19 protein-coding genes and 1 tRNA gene are annotated in these 23,066 nt (G+C 34.3%); 8 read left to right on the top strand and 12 right to left on the bottom strand.

Features of this window, described 5'->3' with window-relative positions; genetic code table 11:
- The first annotated feature begins 2 nt into the window (after positions 1–2).
- Positions 3–689, top strand: coding sequence for a (d)CMP kinase (cmk, locus tag RHAB15C_RS00785; protein WP_194845591.1), 687 nt, complete (start codon positions 3–5; stop codon positions 687–689).
- Positions 686–1,360: a lysophospholipid acyltransferase family protein gene (locus tag RHAB15C_RS00790; protein ID WP_194845590.1), complete on the top strand. Its 675-nt coding sequence runs from the start codon at positions 686–688 to the stop codon at positions 1,358–1,360. Before cmk ends, RHAB15C_RS00790 begins: the two co-directional genes overlap by 4 nt.
- A gap of 6 nt (positions 1,361–1,366) precedes the next feature.
- On the opposite strand, the gene RHAB15C_RS00795 is transcribed toward RHAB15C_RS00790, so the two are convergent.
- Positions 1,367–1,452, bottom strand: a tRNA-Leu gene (locus RHAB15C_RS00795).
- A gap of 104 nt (positions 1,453–1,556) precedes the next feature.
- Here RHAB15C_RS00795 and trxA point away from each other — a divergent pair.
- Positions 1,557–1,874, top strand: coding sequence for a thioredoxin (gene trxA / locus RHAB15C_RS00800; protein ID WP_194845589.1), 318 nt, complete (start codon positions 1,557–1,559; stop codon positions 1,872–1,874).
- A 41-nt stretch (positions 1,875–1,915) separates the two neighbouring features.
- Here trxA and RHAB15C_RS00805 read toward each other — a convergent pair whose 3' ends face one another.
- From RHAB15C_RS00805 to RHAB15C_RS00830, 6 genes are all read right to left on the bottom strand, one after another.
- The gene (locus tag RHAB15C_RS00805; protein ID WP_194845588.1) at positions 1,916–4,036 is read right to left on the bottom strand and encodes a cation:dicarboxylate symporter family transporter; all 2,121 of its coding nucleotides are present in this window, start codon (positions 4,034–4,036) and stop codon (positions 1,916–1,918) included.
- Between the two features lie 137 nt (positions 4,037–4,173).
- On the bottom strand, positions 4,174–4,935 hold the full coding sequence (locus tag RHAB15C_RS00810; protein WP_194845587.1) for an FKBP-type peptidyl-prolyl cis-trans isomerase: 762 nt from the start codon (positions 4,933–4,935) through the stop codon (positions 4,174–4,176).
- A 46-nt stretch (positions 4,936–4,981) separates the two neighbouring features.
- Positions 4,982–6,772 carry an aspartate--tRNA ligase gene (gene aspS, locus RHAB15C_RS00815; protein WP_194845586.1) on the bottom strand — a complete coding sequence of 597 codons (1,791 nt, stop codon included), beginning with the start codon at positions 6,770–6,772 and terminating at the stop codon, positions 4,982–4,984.
- Positions 6,765–8,057, bottom strand: a complete 1,293-nt coding sequence (gene hisS, locus RHAB15C_RS00820) for a histidine--tRNA ligase (RefSeq protein WP_194845585.1) — start codon at positions 8,055–8,057, stop codon at positions 6,765–6,767. Before hisS ends, aspS begins: the two co-directional genes overlap by 8 nt.
- Before the next feature lie 168 nt (positions 8,058–8,225).
- Entirely contained in the window at positions 8,226–10,004 is a 1,779-nt protein-coding gene (locus tag RHAB15C_RS00825) for a peptide ABC transporter substrate-binding protein (RefSeq protein WP_194845584.1), read from the bottom strand.
- Positions 10,005–10,268: 264 nt separating this feature from the next.
- Positions 10,269–10,865 carry a hypothetical protein gene (locus tag RHAB15C_RS00830; protein WP_194845583.1) on the bottom strand — a complete coding sequence of 199 codons (597 nt, stop codon included), beginning with the start codon at positions 10,863–10,865 and terminating at the stop codon, positions 10,269–10,271.
- A gap of 149 nt (positions 10,866–11,014) precedes the next feature.
- On the opposite strand from RHAB15C_RS00830, the gene uhpC reads away from it, so the two are divergent.
- The 4 genes from uhpC to RHAB15C_RS00850 all read left to right on the top strand — a co-directional run bounded on the left by uhpC (position 11,015) and on the right by RHAB15C_RS00850 (position 17,710).
- On the top strand, positions 11,015–12,358 hold the full coding sequence (uhpC, locus tag RHAB15C_RS00835; protein WP_194845582.1) for an MFS transporter family glucose-6-phosphate receptor UhpC: 1,344 nt from the start codon (positions 11,015–11,017) through the stop codon (positions 12,356–12,358).
- 50 nt (positions 12,359–12,408) lie between these two features.
- A complete protein-coding gene (gene dnaE / locus RHAB15C_RS00840) occupies positions 12,409–16,116 on the top strand; it encodes a DNA polymerase III subunit alpha (protein ID WP_194845581.1) in 3,708 nt (1,235 codons plus the stop codon).
- A gap of 69 nt (positions 16,117–16,185) precedes the next feature.
- A complete protein-coding gene (locus RHAB15C_RS00845) occupies positions 16,186–17,124 on the top strand; it encodes a tetratricopeptide repeat protein (RefSeq protein WP_194845580.1) in 939 nt (312 codons plus the stop codon).
- A complete protein-coding gene (locus RHAB15C_RS00850) occupies positions 17,117–17,710 on the top strand; it encodes a hypothetical protein (protein WP_194845579.1) in 594 nt (197 codons plus the stop codon). Before RHAB15C_RS00845 ends, RHAB15C_RS00850 begins: the two co-directional genes overlap by 8 nt.
- On the opposite strand, the gene speE is transcribed toward RHAB15C_RS00850, so the two are convergent.
- The 3 genes from speE to RHAB15C_RS00865 form a co-directional block, all read right to left on the bottom strand.
- Positions 17,697–18,569 (bottom strand): polyamine aminopropyltransferase, encoded by an 873-nt coding sequence (gene speE / locus RHAB15C_RS00855; RefSeq protein ID WP_194845578.1) that lies wholly within the window; start codon positions 18,567–18,569, stop codon positions 17,697–17,699. The two genes, RHAB15C_RS00850 and speE, sit on opposite strands and share 14 nt — an antisense overlap.
- Positions 18,562–18,969, bottom strand: coding sequence for an adenosylmethionine decarboxylase (speD, locus tag RHAB15C_RS00860; RefSeq protein ID WP_194845577.1), 408 nt, complete (start codon positions 18,967–18,969; stop codon positions 18,562–18,564). The genes speE and speD overlap by 8 nt, the downstream gene beginning before the upstream one ends.
- 191 nt (positions 18,970–19,160) lie before the next feature.
- Positions 19,161–19,595, bottom strand: a complete 435-nt coding sequence (locus RHAB15C_RS00865; protein WP_194845576.1) for a hypothetical protein — start codon at positions 19,593–19,595, stop codon at positions 19,161–19,163.
- A gap of 303 nt (positions 19,596–19,898) precedes the next feature.
- Between RHAB15C_RS00865 and RHAB15C_RS00870 the strand changes: the two genes are divergently transcribed.
- Positions 19,899–21,179: a D-alanyl-D-alanine carboxypeptidase family protein gene (locus RHAB15C_RS00870; protein WP_194845575.1), complete on the top strand. Its 1,281-nt coding sequence runs from the start codon at positions 19,899–19,901 to the stop codon at positions 21,177–21,179.
- Here RHAB15C_RS00870 and rsmA read toward each other — a convergent pair.
- Together rsmA and RHAB15C_RS00880 are read right to left on the bottom strand one after the other, a co-directional pair.
- Positions 21,148–21,999 carry a 16S rRNA (adenine(1518)-N(6)/adenine(1519)-N(6))-dimethyltransferase RsmA gene (gene rsmA / locus RHAB15C_RS00875; protein WP_194845574.1) on the bottom strand — a complete coding sequence of 284 codons (852 nt, stop codon included), beginning with the start codon at positions 21,997–21,999 and terminating at the stop codon, positions 21,148–21,150. The two genes, RHAB15C_RS00870 and rsmA, sit on opposite strands and share 32 nt — an antisense overlap.
- On the bottom strand, positions 21,996–23,042 hold the full coding sequence (locus RHAB15C_RS00880; RefSeq protein ID WP_194845573.1) for a hypothetical protein: 1,047 nt from the start codon (positions 23,040–23,042) through the stop codon (positions 21,996–21,998). Before RHAB15C_RS00880 ends, rsmA begins: the two co-directional genes overlap by 4 nt.
- Between the last annotated feature and the right edge of the window lie 24 nt (positions 23,043–23,066).

Genomic DNA, 23,066 nt, shown 5'->3' on the forward strand with positions numbered 1-23,066 from the left:
TTATGATCATTACTATTGATGGTCCTGCAGCAACAGGCAAAACAAGTGTTTCAAGACAAGTAGCTAAAAGGCTACACTTTACTTATTTTGACACAGGGGCTATGTATCGAGCATTTACTTGGTTTTTTCTTAAATCTCAAATTGCAATTCAACAAATAGAAGAAATTAAAAAATTAGTTGATCAATTTCCTTTTAGAATAGAAACAAAAGAGCATAGTAAAAGATATTTTGTGGGAGATAAAGATGTAACAGAAGAGATTAGATCGCATCTTATTACTTCACGTGTGTCGGAAATATCTGCTATAGATTGCGTTCGCTCTAAATTATTGGATATTCAAAGACAATATGCTATTCAAGGAGATTTTGTTTTTGAAGGTAGGGATTTGGGAACTGTTGTCTTTCCTCAAGCTGAAATTAAAATTTTCTTAACAGCTGATCCACGTATTCGTGCAGAAAGACGTCTAGCTGAATTATTAGCTCAATATCCTAAAGAAGAAATAGAGCTAGTTAAACAATCTATGTTAGCGGATTTATTAAAAAGAGATCATTATGATTCTACTCGATCAAATTCTCCCTTAAAATGTCCACCAGATGCATATAAAATTGATACCTCTACATTGACTTTAAATGAAGTGGTTGATCAAATCATTCAATTTACTACAGAAAAATATCCTGAAAAAATTCCATGATAAAACCTAGTTGGGCATCTGATAATTCTCTTTCTTTTCTCTATCGTGTAGTAGTGTTTTTTACCTGGATATTCTTTAAAGCTCTTTATCGACATAAGGTATATGGACTAAAACATGTGCATAAAGGATCTGCGATCATTGCAGCTAATCACACATCTTTTTACGATCCCCCTATTTTAGCTATTTCTTGGCCACAAGAAGTGCATTTTTTAGCAAGAGAGAGCTTATTTAAGTATGCTTTATTTGGTCCTTTTATTCGAAAATTGAACTCTCACCCAGTACAGGGAGATACAAGTAACATTCGAGCATTTAAAGCTATACAGGAACTTTTAGCATCTGGAAAGAAAGTGATTCTTTTCCCAGAAGGAACAAGAGCTTATGAAGATCGATTAGGAGAACTAAAATCTGGAGTTGCTTTTTTAGTCTTTCGTTCTCAAACAATTGTAATTCCTGCTTATATTCATGGAACGTTTTCCATTTGGAATCGGGAAAGAAAGCTACCTAAATTATGGGGAAAAACCGCTTGTGTATTTGGTTCTCCCATTTCTTCTGAAGCATTTCAAGGCCTTGATAAAAAACAAGCACAAAAAGCTCTTACAGAACGTCTAGCTCAATCTATACAAAATTTACGTGACTGGTATGAGAAAGGAGCTGAAGGAGATCCTCCTTAAAGTTTTTGCGGCTTAAGATGACTCGAACATCCACCAGGAAAATCCTGACTAGAACCTGAATCTAGCGCGTCTACCAATTCCGCCATGACCGCATAAGAAAGATAGTGTATCGGAAAGAAGTTTTTAGTTTAATCTAGATTAAAAACCAGAATGCGATTTAATCTAATGGATTCCATCTAATAAGGAGAATAAATGCATGAGTGAATTCATAAAAGAAATATTGGAAAACAACTTTGATAAAGAAACAAGCCAAGGGACTGTGCTGATTGATTTTTTTGCCGATTGGTGTGGTCCTTGCCGACAATTAACTCCTATTTTAGAAGAGGTTGCTAAAGAAGTAAAAGAGGTGAATTTTTTTAAGATAAACATTGATGCTGCTCAAGAAGTAGCTGCTCGTTTAGCGATTACTTCTATCCCTACTTTAGTTTTATTCCATAAGGGAAAAGAAATAGATCGAGTTGTTGGTTTGATAGAAGCAAATGATCTAAAAACATTTCTTACAAAAGCCAAGTAAATCTTATTTTTTTAAGGCAAGTATTCTAGCTTGCCTTGAATTTATTTAATCCAATGTAGTACATCCCGAACAATAGACCAGCGTTTTTCTTGAGAAGTTGCGATTTCTGTTTTCCCTTTAACCCAAAGATCATATTGTTTTTCCGTAAATCCTTGATTGTTTTTTAACTCTAGCCATTGGTTAAGATAATTGAGAAACTTAGGACCGTCTGCATTAATGGCATAGCCTAAAGTGTCTATTCCAATTGCAGGATTTGGGATCACAATGCGGTAATTGCGATGTTTTAAAATCCATGCTAGAGCTTGTTGTTCTTCCCATAGTAAAGCTGCTTGCTTTCCTTTTATAGTAAACTCTTCAAAATGATCCAAATAAATAATCCTGTCATTAGGAAAGAACTCATGAGCTATTTGTTCATAAGAAGATCCTTTAAGTACAGCAATTTTTAATTCTGGATGATTAAGAATTTTTTCCATGGAAGAAAATTTTTTACGCATTTTTTCTTCTGTAATCAAAATCAATCTTGCATCTAGATAAGATTTAGTAAAAGAAAGACTTCTAAGTCTTTTTTCATTCATACTTAATGCAGACATGGCAATATCATATTTCTTCTCTTCTATATCGGAAATGACATTGTTATAAGAAAGAGGCACTAATTCTAATTTACAGCCAAGGTCATAAGCTAATTCATAAGCAAAAGCCATGTCATATCCGACTAAATGATTATTCACATTATAAAAACAAAAAGGAGCTGCATTGGGATAATAACCCACTCTCAAAGTTTTAGTGGCTAAAATATGATCAAAAGCATCCTCTGAAAAAGGATTCGATGGAGGAATCGTTTTATAAATCTTTACAGGAATAGTAGAGGTAATTGTTAGCTCGTAGATGCTTTTAGCCTCATTTTTAATAGTTGGTAGTGGATTAAAAGATTTGAGGATAAGAAATAGTAGAGTCATAGGAAGTAAAGTGAAAAAAGTTTTACTGATTATCCTATTCCATCTAAAAAGCAGCATATTGCGACAAGAAAGAGTGATGAATAAAGAAAGGGAAGTAATTTGCATGGCAGATAACATGGACTGAAATCCAGAGGTAAAGGGGAGGGTAGTCAAGTACAAGTTAACCGCATTAATCGGTAAGCCTAAGGAATCTAAAATGAAAGTTAAACTATTAATCCATGAACCTAGCCCCACCGAGCCTAGGTTTGTCAAAAGGGTGGTTACAAATAATTCAACTTGAGAAGAAAAACCTAATGGCAAGCCATAAAAAATAGATATAAAAAATATAAATAAGGTAATAAAAAGAGCTCCTAAGGGTAAATTAAAAACAACAGATACAGTTCCTTGTATCTGTGTTTGAGCTTTCTCATCGGTAGGATCAATAATGGCTGTTTCTTTTTTAAGCAATTCAATGATGTAGGGCAAGCAAACAATGACTACATTTGTCGTATAAGCAAGCACTAAGATAGGCAGAGTTTGTTGCAGCCATTTATAAGCAGGAATAGAGGTTAACATACTTGTAAGTCTGGGAAAAATCCAAAATATAATCGAACATGTTCCTAAAAGGTATAAGATTACATAGGTACTTACTTGCTTAACCGTAGAGAGTTGAATAGTCCCTACTTGGTTGGCTATAATTAAAAAAGTTCCAATTGGTGTAATCCGAGCAATCCAAGCCGTAATTCGTGTTAATGCGCTTACTAAATTTTGTAGACCATTCATAATTACATCTTTTTCTTTGAGGTGGATCAATGCAATTCCAATCAGAAGAGAAAAGATTACGATAGCTGGAACAATATTATTGGCTAGATCGTAAAAAATATTGTCGGGAATGAGTAGCTCAGTAAAATTCAAATGAGGTGTATCGCTAGAGATATAACCAGAGGTTTGAGGACTGCTAGAACGGGGAAATAAATGAGAGACTGTGTAAATCATTAAAATGTTAATAATCCAAGCTAAACTAATAAAAAAAATACCACGCTTTACAATTAATTTACCTTGAGAAGAGCTTAACTGCCCTACTCCATGGATGATAGCCCCAATTAAATAAGGGATAGCTGTAACTTTGAGAAGTTTAATATAGGCAGATGCATAAGAGGAAAAAACATCGCATAAATCGCCTAGAAATAGGCCAAAAAGAATCCCAAATACTGTGGCGATTGCCATTTGGAAAGCTAAAGAAATCTTAAATAGGCGCATAAAATTTATGGGAGTATCTAGTCATGAATCGTTATTATATATCAGAACAGTATGGGTAGATTTATGCAATTGGATTTTAGGATTTTTTTATAAAAACTAACGATTTAACGTATATCTGTTTTGGGCTCAGCGATTTCCATAGGGTGTGTATCTTCTTTTGAAGAAAGAGAATTATAAGAAGCGTTTGCTTGAACTACCTCTATTTCAAAAGTCAAAAGAGAATTAGGAGGAAGGTTATGATGCATTTTATAAGCAAAATCAGGATGAATGTAGATAGTGCGCTTTTCCCCTTCTTTCATACCGATTAAACCCAATCGTAATCCTGTAATAATTTCATCGAGAAAAAGCACTTCTTCATTAGAATCACTGAAAATAGAACCATCGAGAAATTGTCCTTTATAATGTACCAAAGGAGAAAAATGTGACTGTATTGTTTCGCCAGTACCTGTTTTCTCTATGCGATATTGAACCTTGCCATTTTCTATACTTACCACTGCTGCATTTGCTGCATTTTTTTTGAGAAAAGTTTCTGCTTTTTCTAAATTTTCTTTAGATTCTTGTTCAAATGCTAGTTCTTTGGCGGCAACAATTGCTTCCACACACTCATTTTCTGTCATAGGGGATTCTTTCCCATCTGCAGCTTCTTGTAATCCTTTGATAACCTGTGCTAGATCGAGCTTGACTTTGCCATTCTTTTCTAAGTCTTGTTGAATCAGGTTTTTTCCAATCAGATGTCCAAAAGCTCGAGAAAGTTTTTCAATTTCATCATGGCGAATGACTGACTCTCTAGGAGAGCTTTCTTGACAAAGAGCAGCTTGTGTCATAAATAGAGCACAAGCTAATAAGAGATTTTTTTTTGACTTCATGGGCTGCTACCTCGGAACATAGTGTATTTGCTACTAATCTTAAACTTTATATCCAAATGATTTCAATAGGTTCTATTTGAACTTTTAAGTCATTTAGTTGTTTTTTTTCTACTTTTGCAGGAGCTTGCATCATTAAATCACTAGCTTTTTGAGTTTTGGGAAAAGCGATTACATCTTTAATATTTTCTGTTTTTGCTAAAATCATTACTATGCGATCTAGTCCAAAAGCAAAGCCTAGATGAGGCGGAGTCCCATATTCTAGGGCCTCTACAAAAAAACCGAACTTTTCTTGAATAGCATTTTTAGATAAATGAAGAATTTCAAATATTTTATTTTGTAATTCACTGTTATGAATTCTTTGGGATCCTCCTCCAATTTCATACCCATTTAGGACAAGATCGTAAGCTAGAGCACGAACCTTTAACGGATCTGTATTTAGCATTTCCAAATCTTCAGAATGAGGAGAAGTAAAAGGGTGATGCTCGCTTTCTATGCGTTTTTCATCTACATTCCAGCGAAACAGTGGAAAGTCGGTTACCCAAACAAAATGCATAGCAGAGGGATCTATTAAGTTTCTTTCTTTTGCAATTTTTCTGCGGAGATGGTCTAAACCTTGATTAATTCTTGCCTCTTCTCCCCCTGCTATTAAAATCAAATCGCCTATCTCGCATTGCATGCGATTTTTTAAGTCTGCTAATAGTTCAGAGGAAAAGAACTTGGTAATATTCGAGCTTAGGCCCTCAGATTGGCACTTCATCCAAGTTAAGCCATTAATGCCAAATAAAGAAACAAATTGTGTATAGGTTTCTATTTCACGACGTGATAACTCTGCTCCGTTTTTTACCAAAAGAGCTTTGATACAATTTTTTTGTGTCAGTTGCTCGCGTAGAATGGTAAATTCGCTCTGTTCTATGATATCGTCGAGCCGCACAAGAGGCATTTTAAAGCGCAGGTCGGGATGGTCGGTTCCATAGTTTTCTAAACAATCTTTATAACTCATTTTAGGGAAGGAAATCGGTGGAGTATTAGGTGAAGCGATTTGCATGACTTTAGTCATTAATTCTTCAATAATGCTCATGATATCTTCTGGTGTTCCAAAACTCATTTCAAGATCGATTTGCATAAATTCAGGTTGTCTATCAGCGCGAAGATCTTCATCGCGAAAACAGGGAGCAATCTGAAAATAACGGTCTATACCAGATATCATCAATAATTGTTTGAATATCTGAGGTGACTGAGGTAATGCGTAAAAATTACCTGGATAGATTCTAGAAGGTACAAGATAGTCACGGGCTCCTTCTGGAGTGGACTTTCCTAGAATCGGTGTTGAAATTTCGACAAATCCCTGCTCACTCATAAAATTGCGAGTGGTTAACATCACTTGATGTCGCAGTAATAAATTATGAGCAACTAATCCCCTTCTGATGTCTAGATAACGATATTTAAGTCGAAGCTCTTCATTTATCTCGATATCCTCATCACAAATAGAAAAAGGAGGTGTCTTGGCAGAAGATAAGATCTCTAATTCTTTTACATAGATTTCTAGCACACCTGTAGGGAGTTTAGGATTAATCATTTTTTCAGTGCGCGCGATTACTTGGCCTTTAATAGAAATAACCCATTCGCTGCGTAAACGTGATGCCTGATCAAAAAGCTCTTCGGAAATGGTTTTAGGATCAAAAACAAGTTGGGTTAAGCCAAAGCGATCTCTAAGATCAATGAAGATGATACCTCCATGATCACGTCTACGATGTATCCATCCGGATAGAGTAACGCTTTTACCTATATGAGAGGATCTTAATTCTCCACAAGTGTGTGTTCTGCGATAGTCAAACATTAAGCCAGCCTTTAAGATTATCGATTAAATGTTGAATGGAAAAAGTGTGAGATTCACGCGTTGCTAATTTTTTACAAGTGATTTTTTCTGAATAGATTTCTTCATTTCCAATTACCGCAATAGCTGTTGCTTGGAGTAGATTTGCAAGTTGCAAACCGTGTTGAATTTTTTTTCCGCTTAAATCCATTTGTGCAGCAATATTTTTATGTTTAAGTTGTGTTGTTAGCTTAAAGGCTAATTGAGTAGCCTGATTGTTCATAGGTATTAAGAAAAGATCCGGCTTTAAAGGACTTGGAAAGAAAGCTTCTTGTTTTAACATCGTTTGCAATAAGCGCTCTAATCCTATAGCAAATCCTGTAGCTGGTAAATCAGGGCCGCCTAAATCTGCTATTAGCCCATCATAGCGTCCGCCTGCTCCAACAGCATTTTGAGTTCCTAGCTGTCCTGAAGTGATTTCAAATACAGTATTGCTATAGTAATCTAATCCACGAACAAGCTTTGGTTCCATCTGGTAAGGAATCTTTAGTTGATCTAATTCATGTAATACTATTTGAAAATGCTCTTTTGCCTCTTTACTTAAGTATTCGCTAATTAGAGGTGCATTTTTCAAGATTTTCTGATCTTGATCTAGTTTAGAGTCCAGAATACGCAAGATATTTTTTTTAAGTCTCATTTGACTATCTTCTGATAATTGATCTTTATAAGATGTAAGATATGACAATAAAGCTGCTTGATAAGCCATACGAGATGAGTTATCACCAATAGAATTAATAGAAATAGATAGATTTTTCAACCCCAGTCTCTGATAAATTTGATAGATTAGGTCTATTAATTCTACATCTTGATAAGGATGCATTGTGCCGATTGCTTCTACTCCAAATTGATGTAGCTGCCGATAGCGTCCTGCTTGAGGTCTTTCATAGCGAAACATAGATCCAATATAAAAAAATTTGTGAATGCCCGGTGTTTGATACAAATGATTACTAATGAAAGCGCGCATTACAGGGGCTGTTCCCTCTGGTCTCAAGCTTAAGGAACGTCCTTTGCGATCTAAAAAGGTATACATTTCTTTTGATACGATATCAGAGAACTCTCCAACACTTCGTTCAAATAACTCTGTACGCTCAAAAATCGGAGTGCGAATTTCTCTGAAACCATATTTTATAGCTTCTTCGCGTAAGATCTTCTCTATGTAAGCCCATCGATGAGATTCTTTCCAGAGGTCTTCTTCTTTTATCTCTTGTGGCAGAATATCGAAAGTCCCTTTTACAATCGGGTATTTCATATAAAATACTTTCCTAAAGTTTTTACATATTGATAAGGGAATTCTAAACCGTGGATTGCTAAAGAGTAAAGCGATTTTAAATACTTCTACACTAAAAAGAAGTTTTTTTTTCTAACATAAAAAATGATTTTTTAAGAAATAGAAAAAGATATTCTATCAGATATAAATTTATACCTTTTTTTTCTTTTTCAGGATTTTAAAAGATGGACGCTCATTAGCATTTTTATTTTCTTTTTGCACTTTTTTTTCTTCAGGGGATAGAGGGAGAAGCATTCGATCTCCCCATAAAGGGATACTAAAAGGTAGGTTTGGATTTATAATATACACATAGTCTTCGTGATATAAAGGAATATAGGGCATTTCATTAATGAAAATTTTTTCTGCTTTTTCTAAGGTAAGCAATCGCTGGTCTTCTTGTTCATAAAAAGAATGCTCAAGTAATTCAATATATTTTTGATTTTCCCAGTTAGAGAAGTTTGTTGCATATGTTTTATATTTAAATCTTTCTAAAATGCTCATCGGATCATAGTACGTAGCGTTCCAGCACATAAAACACATGGAATAGTCACCAGTTCTCATCTTATCTATCCCAATATTAAAATCTAAGCGTTCTAGCTTAATAAGAATGCCTAGAGTTTGTAGCCACTGTTGTTGAATAGCTTGTACTAATTCACTTGTTCCATAACTTTGGGAGTGATAATAAAGGATGATGGAATCAAAATCTTTTTTAGTAATTCCTAGCTCTATCATTCCTTCTTTTAATAAATTTCTTGCTTTTTCTAGATCATTATCTAAAAAAAAAGAACGACAGCGATCTTCTTTTAGGCAAGGTGGAATCATATTCATAATGGATAAACCACCTTGATATGCTAGATTAATTTGCTCTGTTAGAATACTTTTTTTAGCACCTTTACCCATTAAACCAATCAATTTCTGACGATTAATAGCAAAACTGAATGCTTTTCGAATCTTAGGGTTATTAAAAGGGGATTTTTCTGTATTAATGCTAATAAGCACAGAGCGGGGCCTTGGCATATAAGAAAAAGTCCATTTTTTTTCTAAAGTAGGAATTGCTTCTAAGGGGATATTAGTTAGAGAATCTCCAATGACATCAATTGAACCTTGCTGAAACATCTCTAATGTCACCGCATCATTTTCAACGATATTAAATACAATTTTTTCTGGATGAAGGTCCTCTGTTTTTCGATAACGAGGATTTTTTATAAAAACTACTTGATTTCCATGATCCCATTTTTCTAATAAAAAAGGACCATTAGATAAACATTGCTCTTTTTTATTGCCATTCCAATTAGGATTTTTACGATCATTTTCAATGTTTATAGGAAAAAATGTACAAAAAGAGAGTAATTGAAAAAGATAAGGAGTTGGTTTTTCTAAAGTGATTATAAGAGTTTTTGCATCAGATGCAGTAATTCCTACTTTATCTAATGAAACTAAACCTCTTTTTGCAGCTTCTGCGTTTTTAATAGGAGAAAATAACTGGGCATTCATTGAAGGAAAGCGAGGATCAAGAGTGTCTTTCCAGGTTTGTTCAAAATCATAAGCGGTTACGGGGGTGTTATTAGACCAGACTGTATCTCTTAAGGTAAAAGTGTAGATAAGTTGATCATTTGATACTTTATAGGATTCAGCTTGAGCAAGCTTAATCGATCCATCTGGATATCGTTTAACAAGGCCTTCAAGAAGTAAAAAAATCATTTGAGAAGAAAAAATATCTGTTACTTTGCGAGGGTCTAAAGTTTTAGGCTGTGCTTTCATATTTAAATTAAGCATAGGAAGCTTTTCTTTAATTTTAATGGAAGAAGTATAAATAGCTGCGATTACAGTAATAAATACAAAAATGAGTGTTTTTTTTAGGAAAGGGTCTCTTAACTTTTTGATATAAGAAAAAAACATCAAAATTTTGCTTGAGTTCTTGTATCTCATTCAAAAAACCTTTAAAGATTAATTGTAAATTTAATTAATCAAGCATTTTCCAGTAAAATAATATATACTGCAACAATAAAAAGAAATCTTTAAAAAGATTTTACCATTAAACCTTGCTATCCAGATAAATTTCTGGAGTCGATTATGATCATGAGACTTCAGATTCCAATCCTTCGACTTCGGTATCTACTTCTTCAGAGGACTCAGAACTTTCTTTAGGAGCTTCAATTGATGATCTTTTTAAAGATTAGTAAATATTTTTTTTCAATAAGTGCTTGAAGGCAATTCATCTGCAATTAAAGATATAATTTTAATCCAACCTGACAAGTGACTCTTATCTTGTGCTTTTTGATAATCTATATGTAATTCTTGTAAAAGTTCCATAAAAGGGAAGGGGACCCACTTCTCTCCCACATGTTCTTGTAGGTAATAACCTAAAGAATGATCTTCCTTGGCAGGAAAGTAATTAATTATTTGAATAAAGTCTGCTATTTTTTTTAAAAAACCAGAACCTTTTGATAGGGAAAGAGAGATAGGGTTGCAATCTTCGATGATTTTATGCCATAATAGCGAAAGTTTTTGTATGAACTCTAATTGATGACTAAGATCTTCTATAGAAAGTAAAATAAAGAGTTGTTTTAATTCTAAGAGATCTTGTTTTAAAGCTGTAGTGGATATCTTGTTTTTAAAAGAGAAGTGCATAGTAAATTTCTTGAAAAAGCAAACAAGTATGGAAGCTGGGTTAGGATATGTTAAATCTGTGGGAAATTGGCTAAACGAATTCTTTGATTTTTTGTTTTGTTCAACGCGATTCACAATGATTTTTTTATAGGGTTCTGAATTGCTGGGTGGAATACTCATGACAAACCTTGAAAGAAAAACATATACTAAGCTTTTTCTTTTAATGAGGAATATAAAAAAATAAATCAAGAAAAGAAGTCTGGAAAAAATATTAATTCATTTTCTTAAGACGCTTTTTTTTTATAAACTTTAATAGGAGAAAGTTGTATATGAGCGTACTTAACATTCTAAGACCGGCTCCTTATGCTCCTGAAATTCAAGATCCCAATGAAGTTAAAGAACGTTATAAGTATTGGCGTTTTCGTATTTTTTACGGAATGTATATAGGTTATATATTTTACTATTTTACTCGTAAAAGTCTTACCTTTGCTATGCCTGCTATGATGCAACAATTAGGACTGCAAATTAGCGATTTGGGTATTTTAACTAGTGTTTTGTCTATTACCTATGGAATTAGTAAGTTCTTAAGCGGCGTTCTTGCTGATCGTTCCAATCCTAGGTTTTTTATGGCTATCGGTTTGATTCTAACCGGTGTATTTAATGTGTTATTTGGTCTTTCTTCATCCGTGTGGTTATTTGCTCTGCTTTGGGGGTGCAATGGTTGGTTTCAAGGTTGGGGTTGGCCACCCTGTGCTCGATTGCTCACGCACTGGTATTCCCAAAAAGAGAGAGGAACTTGGTGGGGTTTGTGGAATACTTCACATAGTGTAGGAGGAGCTCTTATTCCTCTTATTGCTGCCTTTTGTGCACAAAAATGGGGTTGGCGCTATGCAATGTATGTACCCGGCTTTACCTGTATTGGAATCGGTTTATTTTTAATTAATCGTTTAAGAGACACTCCTCAGTCTTTAGGATTACCTGCCATTGAAAAATATAAAAATGATTATCCATCTGCAAAACATCAAGAAGAAAGAGAATTTTCTTCTAAGGAAATTTTACTTAAATATGTGCTGAACAATAAGTATATTTGGGTGCTTGCCGTTTCTTATTTTTTTGTTTATGTAATTCGCCAGGCTGTCAATGATTTTGGTGTGCTTTTTCTGATGAAAGCAAAAGGTTACTCTATGCTTAGCGCAAGCGGTAGTGTGTTTTGGTTTGAAGCTGGGGGTATATTTGGTAGTTTAGTTGCTGGTTGGGCTTCTGATAAAGTCTTTCAAGGGCGTCGTGGTCCTATCAATGTATTATTTAGCTTAGCGGTGGTTTTAGCGATTGTAGGATTGTATTGGGTTCCTCATGGTATGCTCTTTTTGGATTATGGATTGATGTTTACCATTGGATTTTTAATTTTTGGTCCGCAAATGTTGATTGGAATGTCCGCTGCTGAATTATCTCATAAAAAAGCTGCAGGAACCGCAACAGGATTTGCTGGTTGGTGGGCATACTTAGGAGCAGCTGCAGCAGGCTATCCAATTACCAAAGTAGTTGAAATTTGGGGTTGGCAGGGCTTTTTTGTTGTATTAGGTTCCTGTGGTGTGATTGCTGCTATTTTACTAGCTCCTTTATGGGGCATGAAAAGCACTCCTCATCCAGCTGTACAAGCTACTGAAAAATAGCCATAAAAGGAGCTTAAACTAACCTCTATGTTGGCTTACAAAATTTTAAGATGAATTGGAACTCTCTTCATACGCATTCTCAATACTCTATTTTAAATGCAACTGCTTCTATAGAAAGCTTAGTAGCAAAAGCAGCTGAATATCAAATGACGGCTTTAGCTTTGACCGATCAGAGCAATATGTATGGCGCTGTTGATTTTTTTAAAGCATGCATAAAAGAAAATATCAAACCCATTATTGGTTGTGAGCTTTATGTAGCTCCTGAATCTCGTTTTGATAAAAAACGGCATCCAGGGTTGCCTCACGGTTTCCCTATTATCTTACTAGCCAAGGATAGTCAAGGGTATCAAAACCTTTGCAAATTGAGTTCTCTAGCTCATCTAGAAGGATTTTACTACACTCCTAGAATAGATCGAGATCTTTTGGCAGAGTGTGCTAAGGGTCTGATTTGTCTCTCAGGTCCCTTCAATGGGATTTTAGGCCATTATATTATACAAAAAGATGAGGAAAAAACCTATCGGGAAATTGCTTGGTTTCAGCAAATATTTGGTTCTGACTATTATTTTGAACTGCAACGTCATCAAATGCAGGAGGAAGACATTCGCTCTGATGGCTTTGAAAAAGAGGGTTGGCTTCATCAATTATATTTGGATAGCATAAATAAACAAAATACGGTCAACCAAAAGTTGATAGCTCTTTCTTCTGAGCTACAGATTCCTTTGGTTGCTACCAATAATATTCATTATATTTATCGCGATGATTGGAATGCGCATGAGATCTTAATGAACGTACAGTCAGGGGAACCGTGTGAAATCTGGGAAAAAGACTCATTTGGAAGCCTTAAACAACGAGTGAAAAATCCAAAGAGGCAAGTGAATTATACACATGAGTTGTATTTTAAAAGCTCTGATCTTATGAGCTCTCTTTTTGTCGATATCCCTTCTGCTATAGAAGAGACGCATAAGATCTCTGATAAATGCAATTTCTCTTTTGATTTTAAAGCTAAATATTATCCTATTTTTACTCCTCCTCAATTAGAAGGCTCTTCTTATACAGAGGAGATAAGACAAGAGGGCGTAGCGGCATTTTTGCGTCAATTATGCGAGGAAGGGATTGTAAAAAGATATACGAATTCAAGGCTAACCAAAGTTTCTGAAAAATATCCAGAACGCGATCCTCTAGAGGTAGTTAAAGAGCGTTTAGACTATGAATTAAATATTATTCTATCTAAAGGGATGGCTGATTATCTTTTAATTGTTTGGGATTTCATTTCTTGGGCAAAGAAAAAATATATTCCAGTGGGTCCAGGAAGAGGCTCAGGAGCAGGATCGATTATTTTGTATTTGATTGAAGTCACCGATATCGAACCTCTAAGATTTGATTTGTTCTTTGAAAGATTTATAAATCCAGAGCGAGTTTCTTATCCTGATATTGATGTAGATATTTGCATGGATAGACGATCTGAGGTCATCGACTACACAGTTGGTAAATACGGTAAAGACAAAGTAGCACAAATTATTACTTTTGGCACAATGAAAGCTAAAATGGCTATTAAAGACGTGGGAAGGGTTTTAAGCGTTCCTCTTGCTAGAGTCAATGAGATAGCTAAGTTAATTCCTGAAGATCTCAATATGACTCTAAGCAAGGCTTTAGAAATAGATCCTGAGCTTCGCAGGATTTATCAAGAAGATAAAGAAATCAAACAACTCATCGATATTGCTAAAAAGCTCGAAGGGTCTGTGCGCAATACAGGAGTACATGCTGCTGGAATTATTATTAGTGCAGATCCTCTTATGCAAAGAATTCCCTTATGCAGCGCTAAAGATTCTGATATGGCAATTACGCAATTTTCCATGAAGCCGGTTGAGCAAGTAGGTATGCTTAAAATCGATTTTCTTGGACTGAAGACATTGACCTCTATCCAACATGCTGTCGATGCAATTAAGCAAAAAGAACAAAAAGAAATTGATTGGGTTAACTTAAATTTAGAAAATGAAAAAACTTTTGCATTGCTCAATCAAGGCAAGACAACAGGAATATTTCAATTAGAATCAGCTGGCATGCAAGATTTAGCACGTCAATTACATATCGATAAATTTGAAGAGATTATAGCAGTGGGCGCGTTATATCGTCCGGGTCCTATGGAGATGATTCCCTCTTTTATTAATCGTAAACATGGCAAAGAGAACATTGAAATAGATCATCTTTGGATGGAAGATATTCTTTCTGAAACCTATGGGATCATGGTTTATCAAGAGCAGGTCATGCAAATTGCAAGTCGTCTTGCTGGGTACTCTTTAGGCGAAGGAGATGTCTTAAGGCGTGCAATGGGGAAAAAAGATAAAGAGGAGATGTTTAACCAACGGGAAAAATTTCGTTTAGGAGCAATCAAAAATAACTTAAGCGAAGAGATTGCTATGCGGGTTTTTGATAAAATTGAAAAGTTTGCCTCTTACGGTTTTAACAAATCTCATGCAGCTGCTTATGGTTATTTAAGTTATGTAACAGCATATCTCAAAGCAAATTATCCCGGTGAGTGGATGGCAGCGCTCATGACATCTGATTGCGATGACCTTTCTAAAGTGACTAAACACATACGAGAATCGCAAAAGATGGATATTGCTATTTTGCCACCCGATATTAATGAATCGGGTAAGCAATTTTTAGCTACGGAAAAAGGGATTCGCTTTGCCATGGGGGCTATTAAAGGAGTAGGAATAGGAGTTGTCGATATTATTTTAAAAGAGAGATTAAAAGGTAATTATAAATCTTTATTTGATTTTATTCAGCGTATTGATACAGGTAAAGTGGGTAAAAAGGTAATGGAGAGTTTAGTTGAAGCAGGTTGCTTTGATTTTACGAAATTCAGTAGAGCTGCTTTGCTAGCCAGTGTTGATCCTATGTTTAATGCTGCTTCCAAAGGGAAAAAAGAAGCGGCAAAAGGCATTATGAGTCTTTTCGACCTTCTGGATGATTCTTCTCTTGAGTGCACACAAGTGCCTCAAGAAGTCCAAGAACTGCCAAGACAAGTTATTCTGCGAAGAGAATATGAACTTTTAGGTGTTTATCTACATGAACATCCTTTAGATGAATATCGTACTTTATTAAAAAAACTTTCCTGTATTTCTTTAGCTGAATTAGTAGATTTAAAAGACGGTCCTTGTCGAATTGCCTGTATTATAGAAGGGGTTGCTATTAAAGTTTCTGCAAAAAATCAACGTAAATTTGCCATTCTTAAAATTAGTGATAATGAAGAGCGTTTTGAATTACCTATTTGGTCAGATCTTTATGAGCAAAAAGCTTCTCTTATGACAGAAAACCAGTTATTATATGCAATTGTTCATAAAGAAACCACAGAAGGGCAAATTCGTTTGCAGTGTCGCTGGCTAGATGATTTAACACGTGTAGATGAAGCAATGATTCAAGCCTGTGATTTGGCTTATACTCAGGCAAAGCAATTTAAACTTGTAAAATTTCGCGAAAAAAATAAAAGTTCTACTGTAGAAAAGAAACAAAAAACTATGAAAAAATTAAAAATTTTTATTGATTCTAATCGAGCTCATTTAAGTCATATTCTGTTGCTTAAAACCGCTTTTCGTTCGCATTCAGGTAATAGTCCTGTTGAAATTTTATTTACAAAAGAGAACAAACATCTAGAGGTATTGTTAATAGAGCAAAATTGGGGTGTAGAACAATGCTTGGATTTAGAAAATAAAATTCGCTCTATCAGCAGTATTGATCAAATACTATGGGAATAAAGCAATTGCTTTGTAAGCTTATCATAGATTAAGATTTAGATCTAAAATTTCAAAATTTACGGAATATTCATGAAAAAAATATATTATCTGTTTTTTCCTGTTTTTTTATTGTCGTCATTACACGCTCTAGAGAACCCTCGTTTTGAGCAACATCAAAGAGAAATCCCTTCTGTTCAGGAGTGTTATAGTTTAGTTTTAGAAAGCTATCAAAATAAAAATTGGAATAAAGTTATAGAACAGGCTTTTCTACTTCTTGAAGAATATCCTACAACAGCTTTTGCTCAAGATGTACTTTTTTATTTAGCTGTTAGCTATTTTGAATTAGAAGAATATGAAAAAGCCAATCATTATTTTTCTAGTTATTTAAAGAAACAAATGACTCCTAAATTCTTTGAAGAAGCTTTTATGTATAAATTTAAAATAGCGGAAAAATATCGCACAGGCGCAAAAAAAGCTATACTTGGATTAAAGTGGATACCAGCAAAGCAAGAAGCTTTAGATATTTATGAAGAGTTAATCTCTACTCTTCCCAATCACGAACTTACAGCTCAATCTCTATTTGCGAAGGCAGAGCTACTTGCTAAAGGAAAAGACTATAAGGAAAGTATTGAAACTTATCAAAATTTAATACAGCAGTTCCCCAAGCATTTTTTAGCTATTAGAAGTTATGTAGAAATTGGACGTGTCTATCTTATCCAATCTCAAAAAGAGTATGCAAATCAAGATTTTTTAGAACTAGCTACCATTAACCTACATAGAGTCTCTGCTAGCTTTCCAAGTGATGAGGCTATTCATGAGATAGAGGATATGCTTTTAGATATGCAAGAAGTATATGCTAAAGATCTTTATGAGATTGCTCTTTTCTATCATCGTAAAAACCAACCCAATGCTGCCTATTTATACTATAAGCGTATTTTAACAACTTACCCAGCTACTATTATAGCAAAAAAAGCAGAAAAAAAGATGGCTGAATTACATCTAAATGCAAAAGAAGAGAATCATGCGTAAACTCTATTTCCTTTTAGTTTTATGCTTAGGATGTAGATATCAATTTGAAACAGGTTCTGATGATCGGATCTTAGTCTGTGTTCCTTATATTAAAGGAGATATACAAGGTCAGTTAAATCAGGCTCTTATACGTGAGATCAGTACCTGCGATGGGTTTAATTATTGTTATGACTCTTCTTATTTATTACATGTTACTATTCTTTCTGATAAAGATGAGCCTATTGGATACCGATATGATCGAAATCCTGACAGTCAAACCTTAAGAAAAAATATTGTGAGCGTAGAAAACCGTAGATTGGTTACAGCAGAAGTAGAACTTATTGATAAAGAATCAAATTGTGTAATAATAGGCCCTTTCCGAGTAAAAGCAAATGCTGATTTTGATTGCATTAACTCTGATTCTCTTAGAGATGTAGCAGTGGTCCTTCCCTTTCAAAAACCACAACGTATGATTGATTTTTCTTTAGGACAGCTCGATTCTGTAGAAGGAGCTCATGATGATAGCTCTCCAGTAGTGTATCAAGCGTTAGCTAGAAAAATTGTGGAAGGATTGCTTGCTCAAAAATGGCAAATTAGGGAGCCGTGATGTTTTGCAAGGAATCTAAGGTTTCTTGCATAGATTTAGGTAGTGTAAAGCATGCTTTATGCATGCTTGGATGGTAATAAAAAGTTTGTATAGAGGTTTGAGCAAAACGTTGATTAAGTATATCTAGTGTAAGATTGCGATATTCTATATCAGAGGCAAATCCTAGTGTCATATAGCTTCCAATATACGTTGGAACATTGGCTAAATAGAAAGAGACATTGTGAAAGAGAAGTTGTAAATGAGAAAATGTTGTTTGATATTCTTTAGGTTGCATAAAGAAGTCTCCATTTTGCACTACAAGAATCCCTTTTTCTCTTAAGAGCTTTTTACAATGCTCATAAAAAGTTTCTGTAAATAAAACCTGAGATGGTCCTATGGGATCGTTAGAATCTGTAATAATTACGTCATATTTTTTTTGATTATTTTTAACAAAGTTTACTCCATCATCAATAATCAGATGCAGTTTAGGGTGTTCAAATATCCCTTGTGGGATCTCAGGAACATATTTTTTTGTTAAATCAATAACAAAAGAATCGATTTCAACAAGTGTTACGGAGCGAATATTAGGGTGTTTAAGCACTTCTCGTGCAACCCCTCCATCCCCACCTCCAATAATGAGAACGTCTTGTACATTTCCGTGAGCAAATAAAGGCACATGGGTTATCATTTCATGATAAATAAATTCATCTTTAGTAGTAAATTGCACTGCTCCATCAAGGGTCATTACTTTTCCAAACTCTTTATTTTCAAAGATTAAGACATCTTGATGAGAAGATTTCCCTTCCCATAAAACGGCTTCAATTTTAAAACTTTGACAATAAGTTGGATACAAAGTTTCATGAAACCATTGTTTAGTCATTAAGAATACCTCGCATTTGCTCGTTAAGTGAAATATATTTAGGTTGAAAAATCTTCTTTAAAATAGGGAGGCTTAAGAACGGTTGGCTGTTACCACACATGAACAGATCAATAGCGGCATATTTTTTTTCGGGCCAAGAATGAATGCTTATATGCGACTCTGCTAAAATAGCAATGCCGCTAATTCCGCCATTTGGTTCAAACTGATGTAGATGTAAATGTAAAAGAGTTGCCTTACAAGCAATAACGCACTCATGCAAAGCATTTTTCATGATTTCGAGATTATCTAGATGAACGGCTTCCCAAAGATCTATAATCAGATGCATCCCTGCATAACACATACCATTTTTTTCAATAAAATGATCTTTACTTAATGGGGATGATTCCTGAAAAGATGACATTCATAAATCCTTATAGGTTAAAAGAAGCTAAAAAATAGATTTTCTTTTAAAAAAAATATTTTATCAACCCTATTTTTTTAGATAAGGTTTTTTGATATAGATAAAATGAAATATTTGGAATTAGCTAAAAATAAAAGACTTAAATTCAAAAAAATAGCTAGAGTAAGAGGTGGGTTAACACCTCTTACTTTTTAAGATTTTTTGCCAATTGAAGAGATAACAGCTTCTGTGTCTTGTACTTCTGTTAAAAAATGTTGTAGAATTTTTAAAATATATTTAGGTGTATTATACACTCCAGATGTAGTATATACTATTTCTAAATGTGGTTTCTTGTGAGGTAAGAGAGCTATAAATGTTGTTGTAGTAGGATTTTCATTTACAATTTGTGGAACAATCCAAATAGCAAATTGCTCGTTAAATAACGTTACTTTATCAGGGGTCTCGATAATGTGAAAATACTGATCGAGCTCTGCATCTTCATATGTATGATCTAAATCGTTGTGATTGAGTAGTCCAAGGGTATTTAATAGCTTAAGGTCCACGTGAGTGATCCCATCTGGGAGCCACTTAGGCAGGTTTCTAATAAATTCCTCATAGGCTTCTTCTAGCGATAGTGGGTCAATCATACCTTCTCCTTACCGTCACCTTAGCTTAGCGTTAAAACTAGCCTTGTGTCAAGTTTTTATTTTATGTTTTTATTTAGTTATAGTATCTCATGACAGAGCTGTGTTTATGAGGGCATCATAAAATCCTCATCTTGCGTAGTTAGCTACTTTTTTTAAAGAGATTGCGAAGATTTTTTTGTGGCTTGTTTGAATTTAGCAATAGAAAATACAGTGTAAATATCAGTGAAACTAATTGACTTTCAATTAGATCAAGCTAAAATTTAAGAAATCATCTAAAGTAAAAGAGAGAAATAATATTTTTATATGATGCGATTTGCGTTTCTTTTTCTATTAATAGTACTCAGTCGATTAGCTAATACTACTTTGCAAGTTGATATTTCTGCAAAAGCTGCTATTTTGATGAATGCAGAAACAGGAGCTGTTCTTTACGAGAAAAATGCTTATTTACCTTTGTACCCTGCTAGTATTACTAAAATTATTACGGCCTTATACGCTTTAGAAAAAAAGGGTGACCAATTAGACCAAATGGTCAAGATTTCAAAAGAAGCGGTGAATAGCGTTTCTCCTCAAGTACGAAGAGACAAGTTAGGAGCTCATCCACCCTATCGTCTTGAGTTTGGTGGATCGCTTATGGGATTAAAAGCAGCAGAACTGGTTTCTGCTAAAACTCTATTCTATGGACTCATGCTTTCTTCTGGAAATGATGCAGCAAATGCGTTAGCTGAATGGGTATCTGGAAGTATACCGCAGTTCATGCAAGAATTAAATGAATATGTAAAGTTTCTGGGGTGTAATCAAACCACTTTAACTACTCCTCATGGATTAACCCATGCTAATCATAAAACAACTGCTTACGATATGGGTTTATTGACAAAAAAAGCTCTAGAACAGCCATTTTTTTGTAAGGTAGTTAAAACTATAAATTATCTAAAGCCTGCTAGCAATAAACAGTCACAAGTGGAATTATTCCAACATAATTCTTTACTAAAGCCTGGTAAATTTTACTATCCTAAGGCAACAGGGGTAAAGACAGGATATACTGCGAGTTCAGGATATACTATAGCAGCAGCAGCAGCAGATCAAAATAGAAAAATGATAGTAGTGCTTATGGGTTGTGATAAATTAGAGCAGAGATATCGGGATACCATTGCTCTTTTTGAAGCAGGATTTAATGAACCAAAAATTAAAAGGACTCTCTTTTCTAAAAACTTTGATATATTTAGCATTATGCAAAAAAAAAGTAAAAGCCCCATTAAAGTCATTTTAAATGAAGATGTAGTGATCGATTATTATGCTTCAGAGGAACCATTAATAAAGCCAGAATTGGAATGGGAGCCTATTATTTTTCCTATTCAACCAGGACAGCGATTAGCAACGCTATCTTTATATGATCAAAACAGTCAAATTTTAGCCGTTTATCCCTTATATGCAATAGAAAAAGTACATTCTACGTTTTATTATCAAGTTTTAGATAAATATCTAAGTTGGAGTACCAATTTAAAGCAGCCAATGTCTTTGTTTATGTTGGGGTTGGGAATAGCGGTATTGTTTTTTAGTTTTGTTTGGATAAGCAGGCGTGTTTGAGTTGTATAAATAAAGAAATGAATTCTTGTAAATTAAGCTCTTCTGGTCTTGCAGTTATAGGAAGGCGAATGGTTTGAAGAACTTGTTCAATGAGCTTGCTACAAGCTAGGAATCTTAAAGAAGATCGTAACATTTTTCTTTTCTGTTGAAAAGCACTACGAGTTAGAACAAAAAATGCATCTATATCATCTTTCAGAGCAGGTGGATTTAACTTGCAATGCACAACAGCAGATTTGACTTTTGGTTTAGGGAAGAAGCAGTTTGGATTAATGGTAAAGAGGGATTTTGCTTGGCAAAAAAAACTTACAAGTAAAGAGAGATGACTATAATTAGGAGTTTTTGGGGAAGCTACCATTCGATCAGCGTATTCTTTTTGTACCATAAGGGTTAAAGTGTCAATCTTATCATAATGAGGAAGTAAGGTTAGTAAAATAGGGGTGGTAATATGATAAGGAAGATTAGCAACCACTTTGATTTTATCCTTTTTAGAATCTAAAAATTTTTCTAAATCAAATAATAAAAAGTCTTTTCTTTCTATTATTAAGTTTCCTAAATCTTGTAGGCGATATAATTGTTCTGCAAACATAGGATCTTTTTCAATAGCTGTAACAATAGCCTCTTTTGTTAATAAAGCTTCTGTTAAGGCGCCAGGTCCTGGTCCGATTTCTAAAACTATATTGCCTGCTTGTATTTGAGCTGCATCTATAATTTTGCGTATGATATTACCGTCGATGAGAAAATTTTGAGAGAGCGCTTTTTTAGGGTGAATATGAGAGAAACGCAAAAACTCTTTAAGCACAGAGGGTTTATAAATGCTCATTGATAAGAAAAGGGTTTAAAATCGGAATGTATATTCAGATCTTGCTCTGAAAAACCGTAACGAACTTTTAATTTCTTCATATAGTTCAATAAATGTAGAGCAATGGATTCTTGAATCAGCTCATCTTTAATTTTTTCCGCTAGTTTAGGAAACTCTGGTGGATTTATCATATCTTTTTCTTTGAGATAGAAAATACGATGTACAATAGATTGGTCTTTATTCACTAGAGAAATAGGAGAGCTAAAATCTCCAGGATTTAATGTTTCTATTACTGTCTTATGAGCTTGGGAAATAGATTGATCATCACTTATGATTTCAGGGGTAAATAAAACAGTAGTATTAGGGTTCTCTGATTGCAAGTCTTTAGAAATATCAGAGAGGTCTCTTTTTTCCTTTAGAAGATCAAAAGCTAATTGGGCTAAGGCCTGAGAGATATTTTCATTTTCAGAACGAATGGTTAGTACTTGATAGCGCCATTTTTGTGATGCGGGATTTTCTTCGCAGTATGTTATATATTTTTCTTTGATATCATTAGGTCTTACACGCAATGCCTCAGAATATACCTTGAAATACAACGTTTTTTCTGCGATGAGATCCTCAGAGACCATTTTACGCGCTTCTTCATAACTTAATTTTAATCGATCTAAAGAGATCATCACATTTGGGCCGTATTTGCGTAGTAATTCCTCTCTTACTTCTGCATCAGTTGCTTTAACTCCAATTCGCTCCGCATCTAATAAAATTAATTCTTGGTCGAGCATTTTCTGCAGAGTATCTTTCCATTGTGCATTATAAAATTGATAGCGAGCTAATTTAGAATGTGCGAATTGGGGATAATGGTTATCAAAGATCATATCCATTTTTTTAACCACATCGAGTACAGAATAAGTTTTATTGTTAAATTTGATTAAAATCCGATTATGAATGATTATTTGTCCCTTTTCTTCAGAGATGATGGGGTATTCCGAAAATTCTGCAGTATAGCATGTGGAAGAAAACAACCCTAAAATGGGTAAAAGAAAATAGAACAGAGATTTCATCATTTTTTATCCTTAATAAAGAGCATG

The organism is Candidatus Rhabdochlamydia porcellionis (genome assembly GCF_015356815.2).
GTDB classification, from domain to species: Bacteria; Chlamydiota; Chlamydiia; order Chlamydiales; family Rhabdochlamydiaceae; genus Rhabdochlamydia; species Rhabdochlamydia porcellionis.

Coding starts and splice junctions, on each gene's coding strand:
- speD (WP_194845577.1), bottom strand. CDS start 18,969: ATGTCATCTTTTCAGGAATCATCCCCATTAAGTAAAGATCATTTTATT.
- RHAB15C_RS00790 (WP_194845590.1), top strand. CDS start 686: ATGATAAAACCTAGTTGGGCATCTGATAATTCTCTTTCTTTTCTCTAT.
- speE (WP_194845578.1), bottom strand. CDS start 18,569: ATGACTAAACAATGGTTTCATGAAACTTTGTATCCAACTTATTGTCAA.
- uhpC (WP_194845582.1), top strand. CDS start 11,015: ATGAGCGTACTTAACATTCTAAGACCGGCTCCTTATGCTCCTGAAATT.
- RHAB15C_RS00850 (WP_194845579.1), top strand. CDS start 17,117: ATGCGTAAACTCTATTTCCTTTTAGTTTTATGCTTAGGATGTAGATAT.
- RHAB15C_RS00880 (WP_194845573.1), bottom strand. CDS start 23,042: ATGATGAAATCTCTGTTCTATTTTCTTTTACCCATTTTAGGGTTGTTT.
- rsmA (WP_194845574.1), bottom strand. CDS start 21,999: ATGAGCATTTATAAACCCTCTGTGCTTAAAGAGTTTTTGCGTTTCTCT.
- cmk (WP_194845591.1), top strand. CDS start 3: ATGATCATTACTATTGATGGTCCTGCAGCAACAGGCAAAACAAGTGTT.
- dnaE (WP_194845581.1), top strand. CDS start 12,409: ATGAATTGGAACTCTCTTCATACGCATTCTCAATACTCTATTTTAAAT.
- hisS (WP_194845585.1), bottom strand. CDS start 8,057: ATGAAATACCCGATTGTAAAAGGGACTTTCGATATTCTGCCACAAGAG.
- RHAB15C_RS00805 (WP_194845588.1), bottom strand. CDS start 4,036: ATGGCAATCGCCACAGTATTTGGGATTCTTTTTGGCCTATTTCTAGGC.
- RHAB15C_RS00865 (WP_194845576.1), bottom strand. CDS start 19,595: ATGATTGACCCACTATCGCTAGAAGAAGCCTATGAGGAATTTATTAGA.
- RHAB15C_RS00870 (WP_194845575.1), top strand. CDS start 19,899: ATGATGCGATTTGCGTTTCTTTTTCTATTAATAGTACTCAGTCGATTA.
- RHAB15C_RS00845 (WP_194845580.1), top strand. CDS start 16,186: ATGAAAAAAATATATTATCTGTTTTTTCCTGTTTTTTTATTGTCGTCA.
- RHAB15C_RS00825 (WP_194845584.1), bottom strand. CDS start 10,004: ATGAGATACAAGAACTCAAGCAAAATTTTGATGTTTTTTTCTTATATC.
- aspS (WP_194845586.1), bottom strand. CDS start 6,772: ATGTTTGACTATCGCAGAACACACACTTGTGGAGAATTAAGATCCTCT.
- trxA (WP_194845589.1), top strand. CDS start 1,557: ATGAGTGAATTCATAAAAGAAATATTGGAAAACAACTTTGATAAAGAA.
- RHAB15C_RS00830 (WP_194845583.1), bottom strand. CDS start 10,865: ATGAGTATTCCACCCAGCAATTCAGAACCCTATAAAAAAATCATTGTG.
- RHAB15C_RS00810 (WP_194845587.1), bottom strand. CDS start 4,935: ATGAAGTCAAAAAAAAATCTCTTATTAGCTTGTGCTCTATTTATGACA.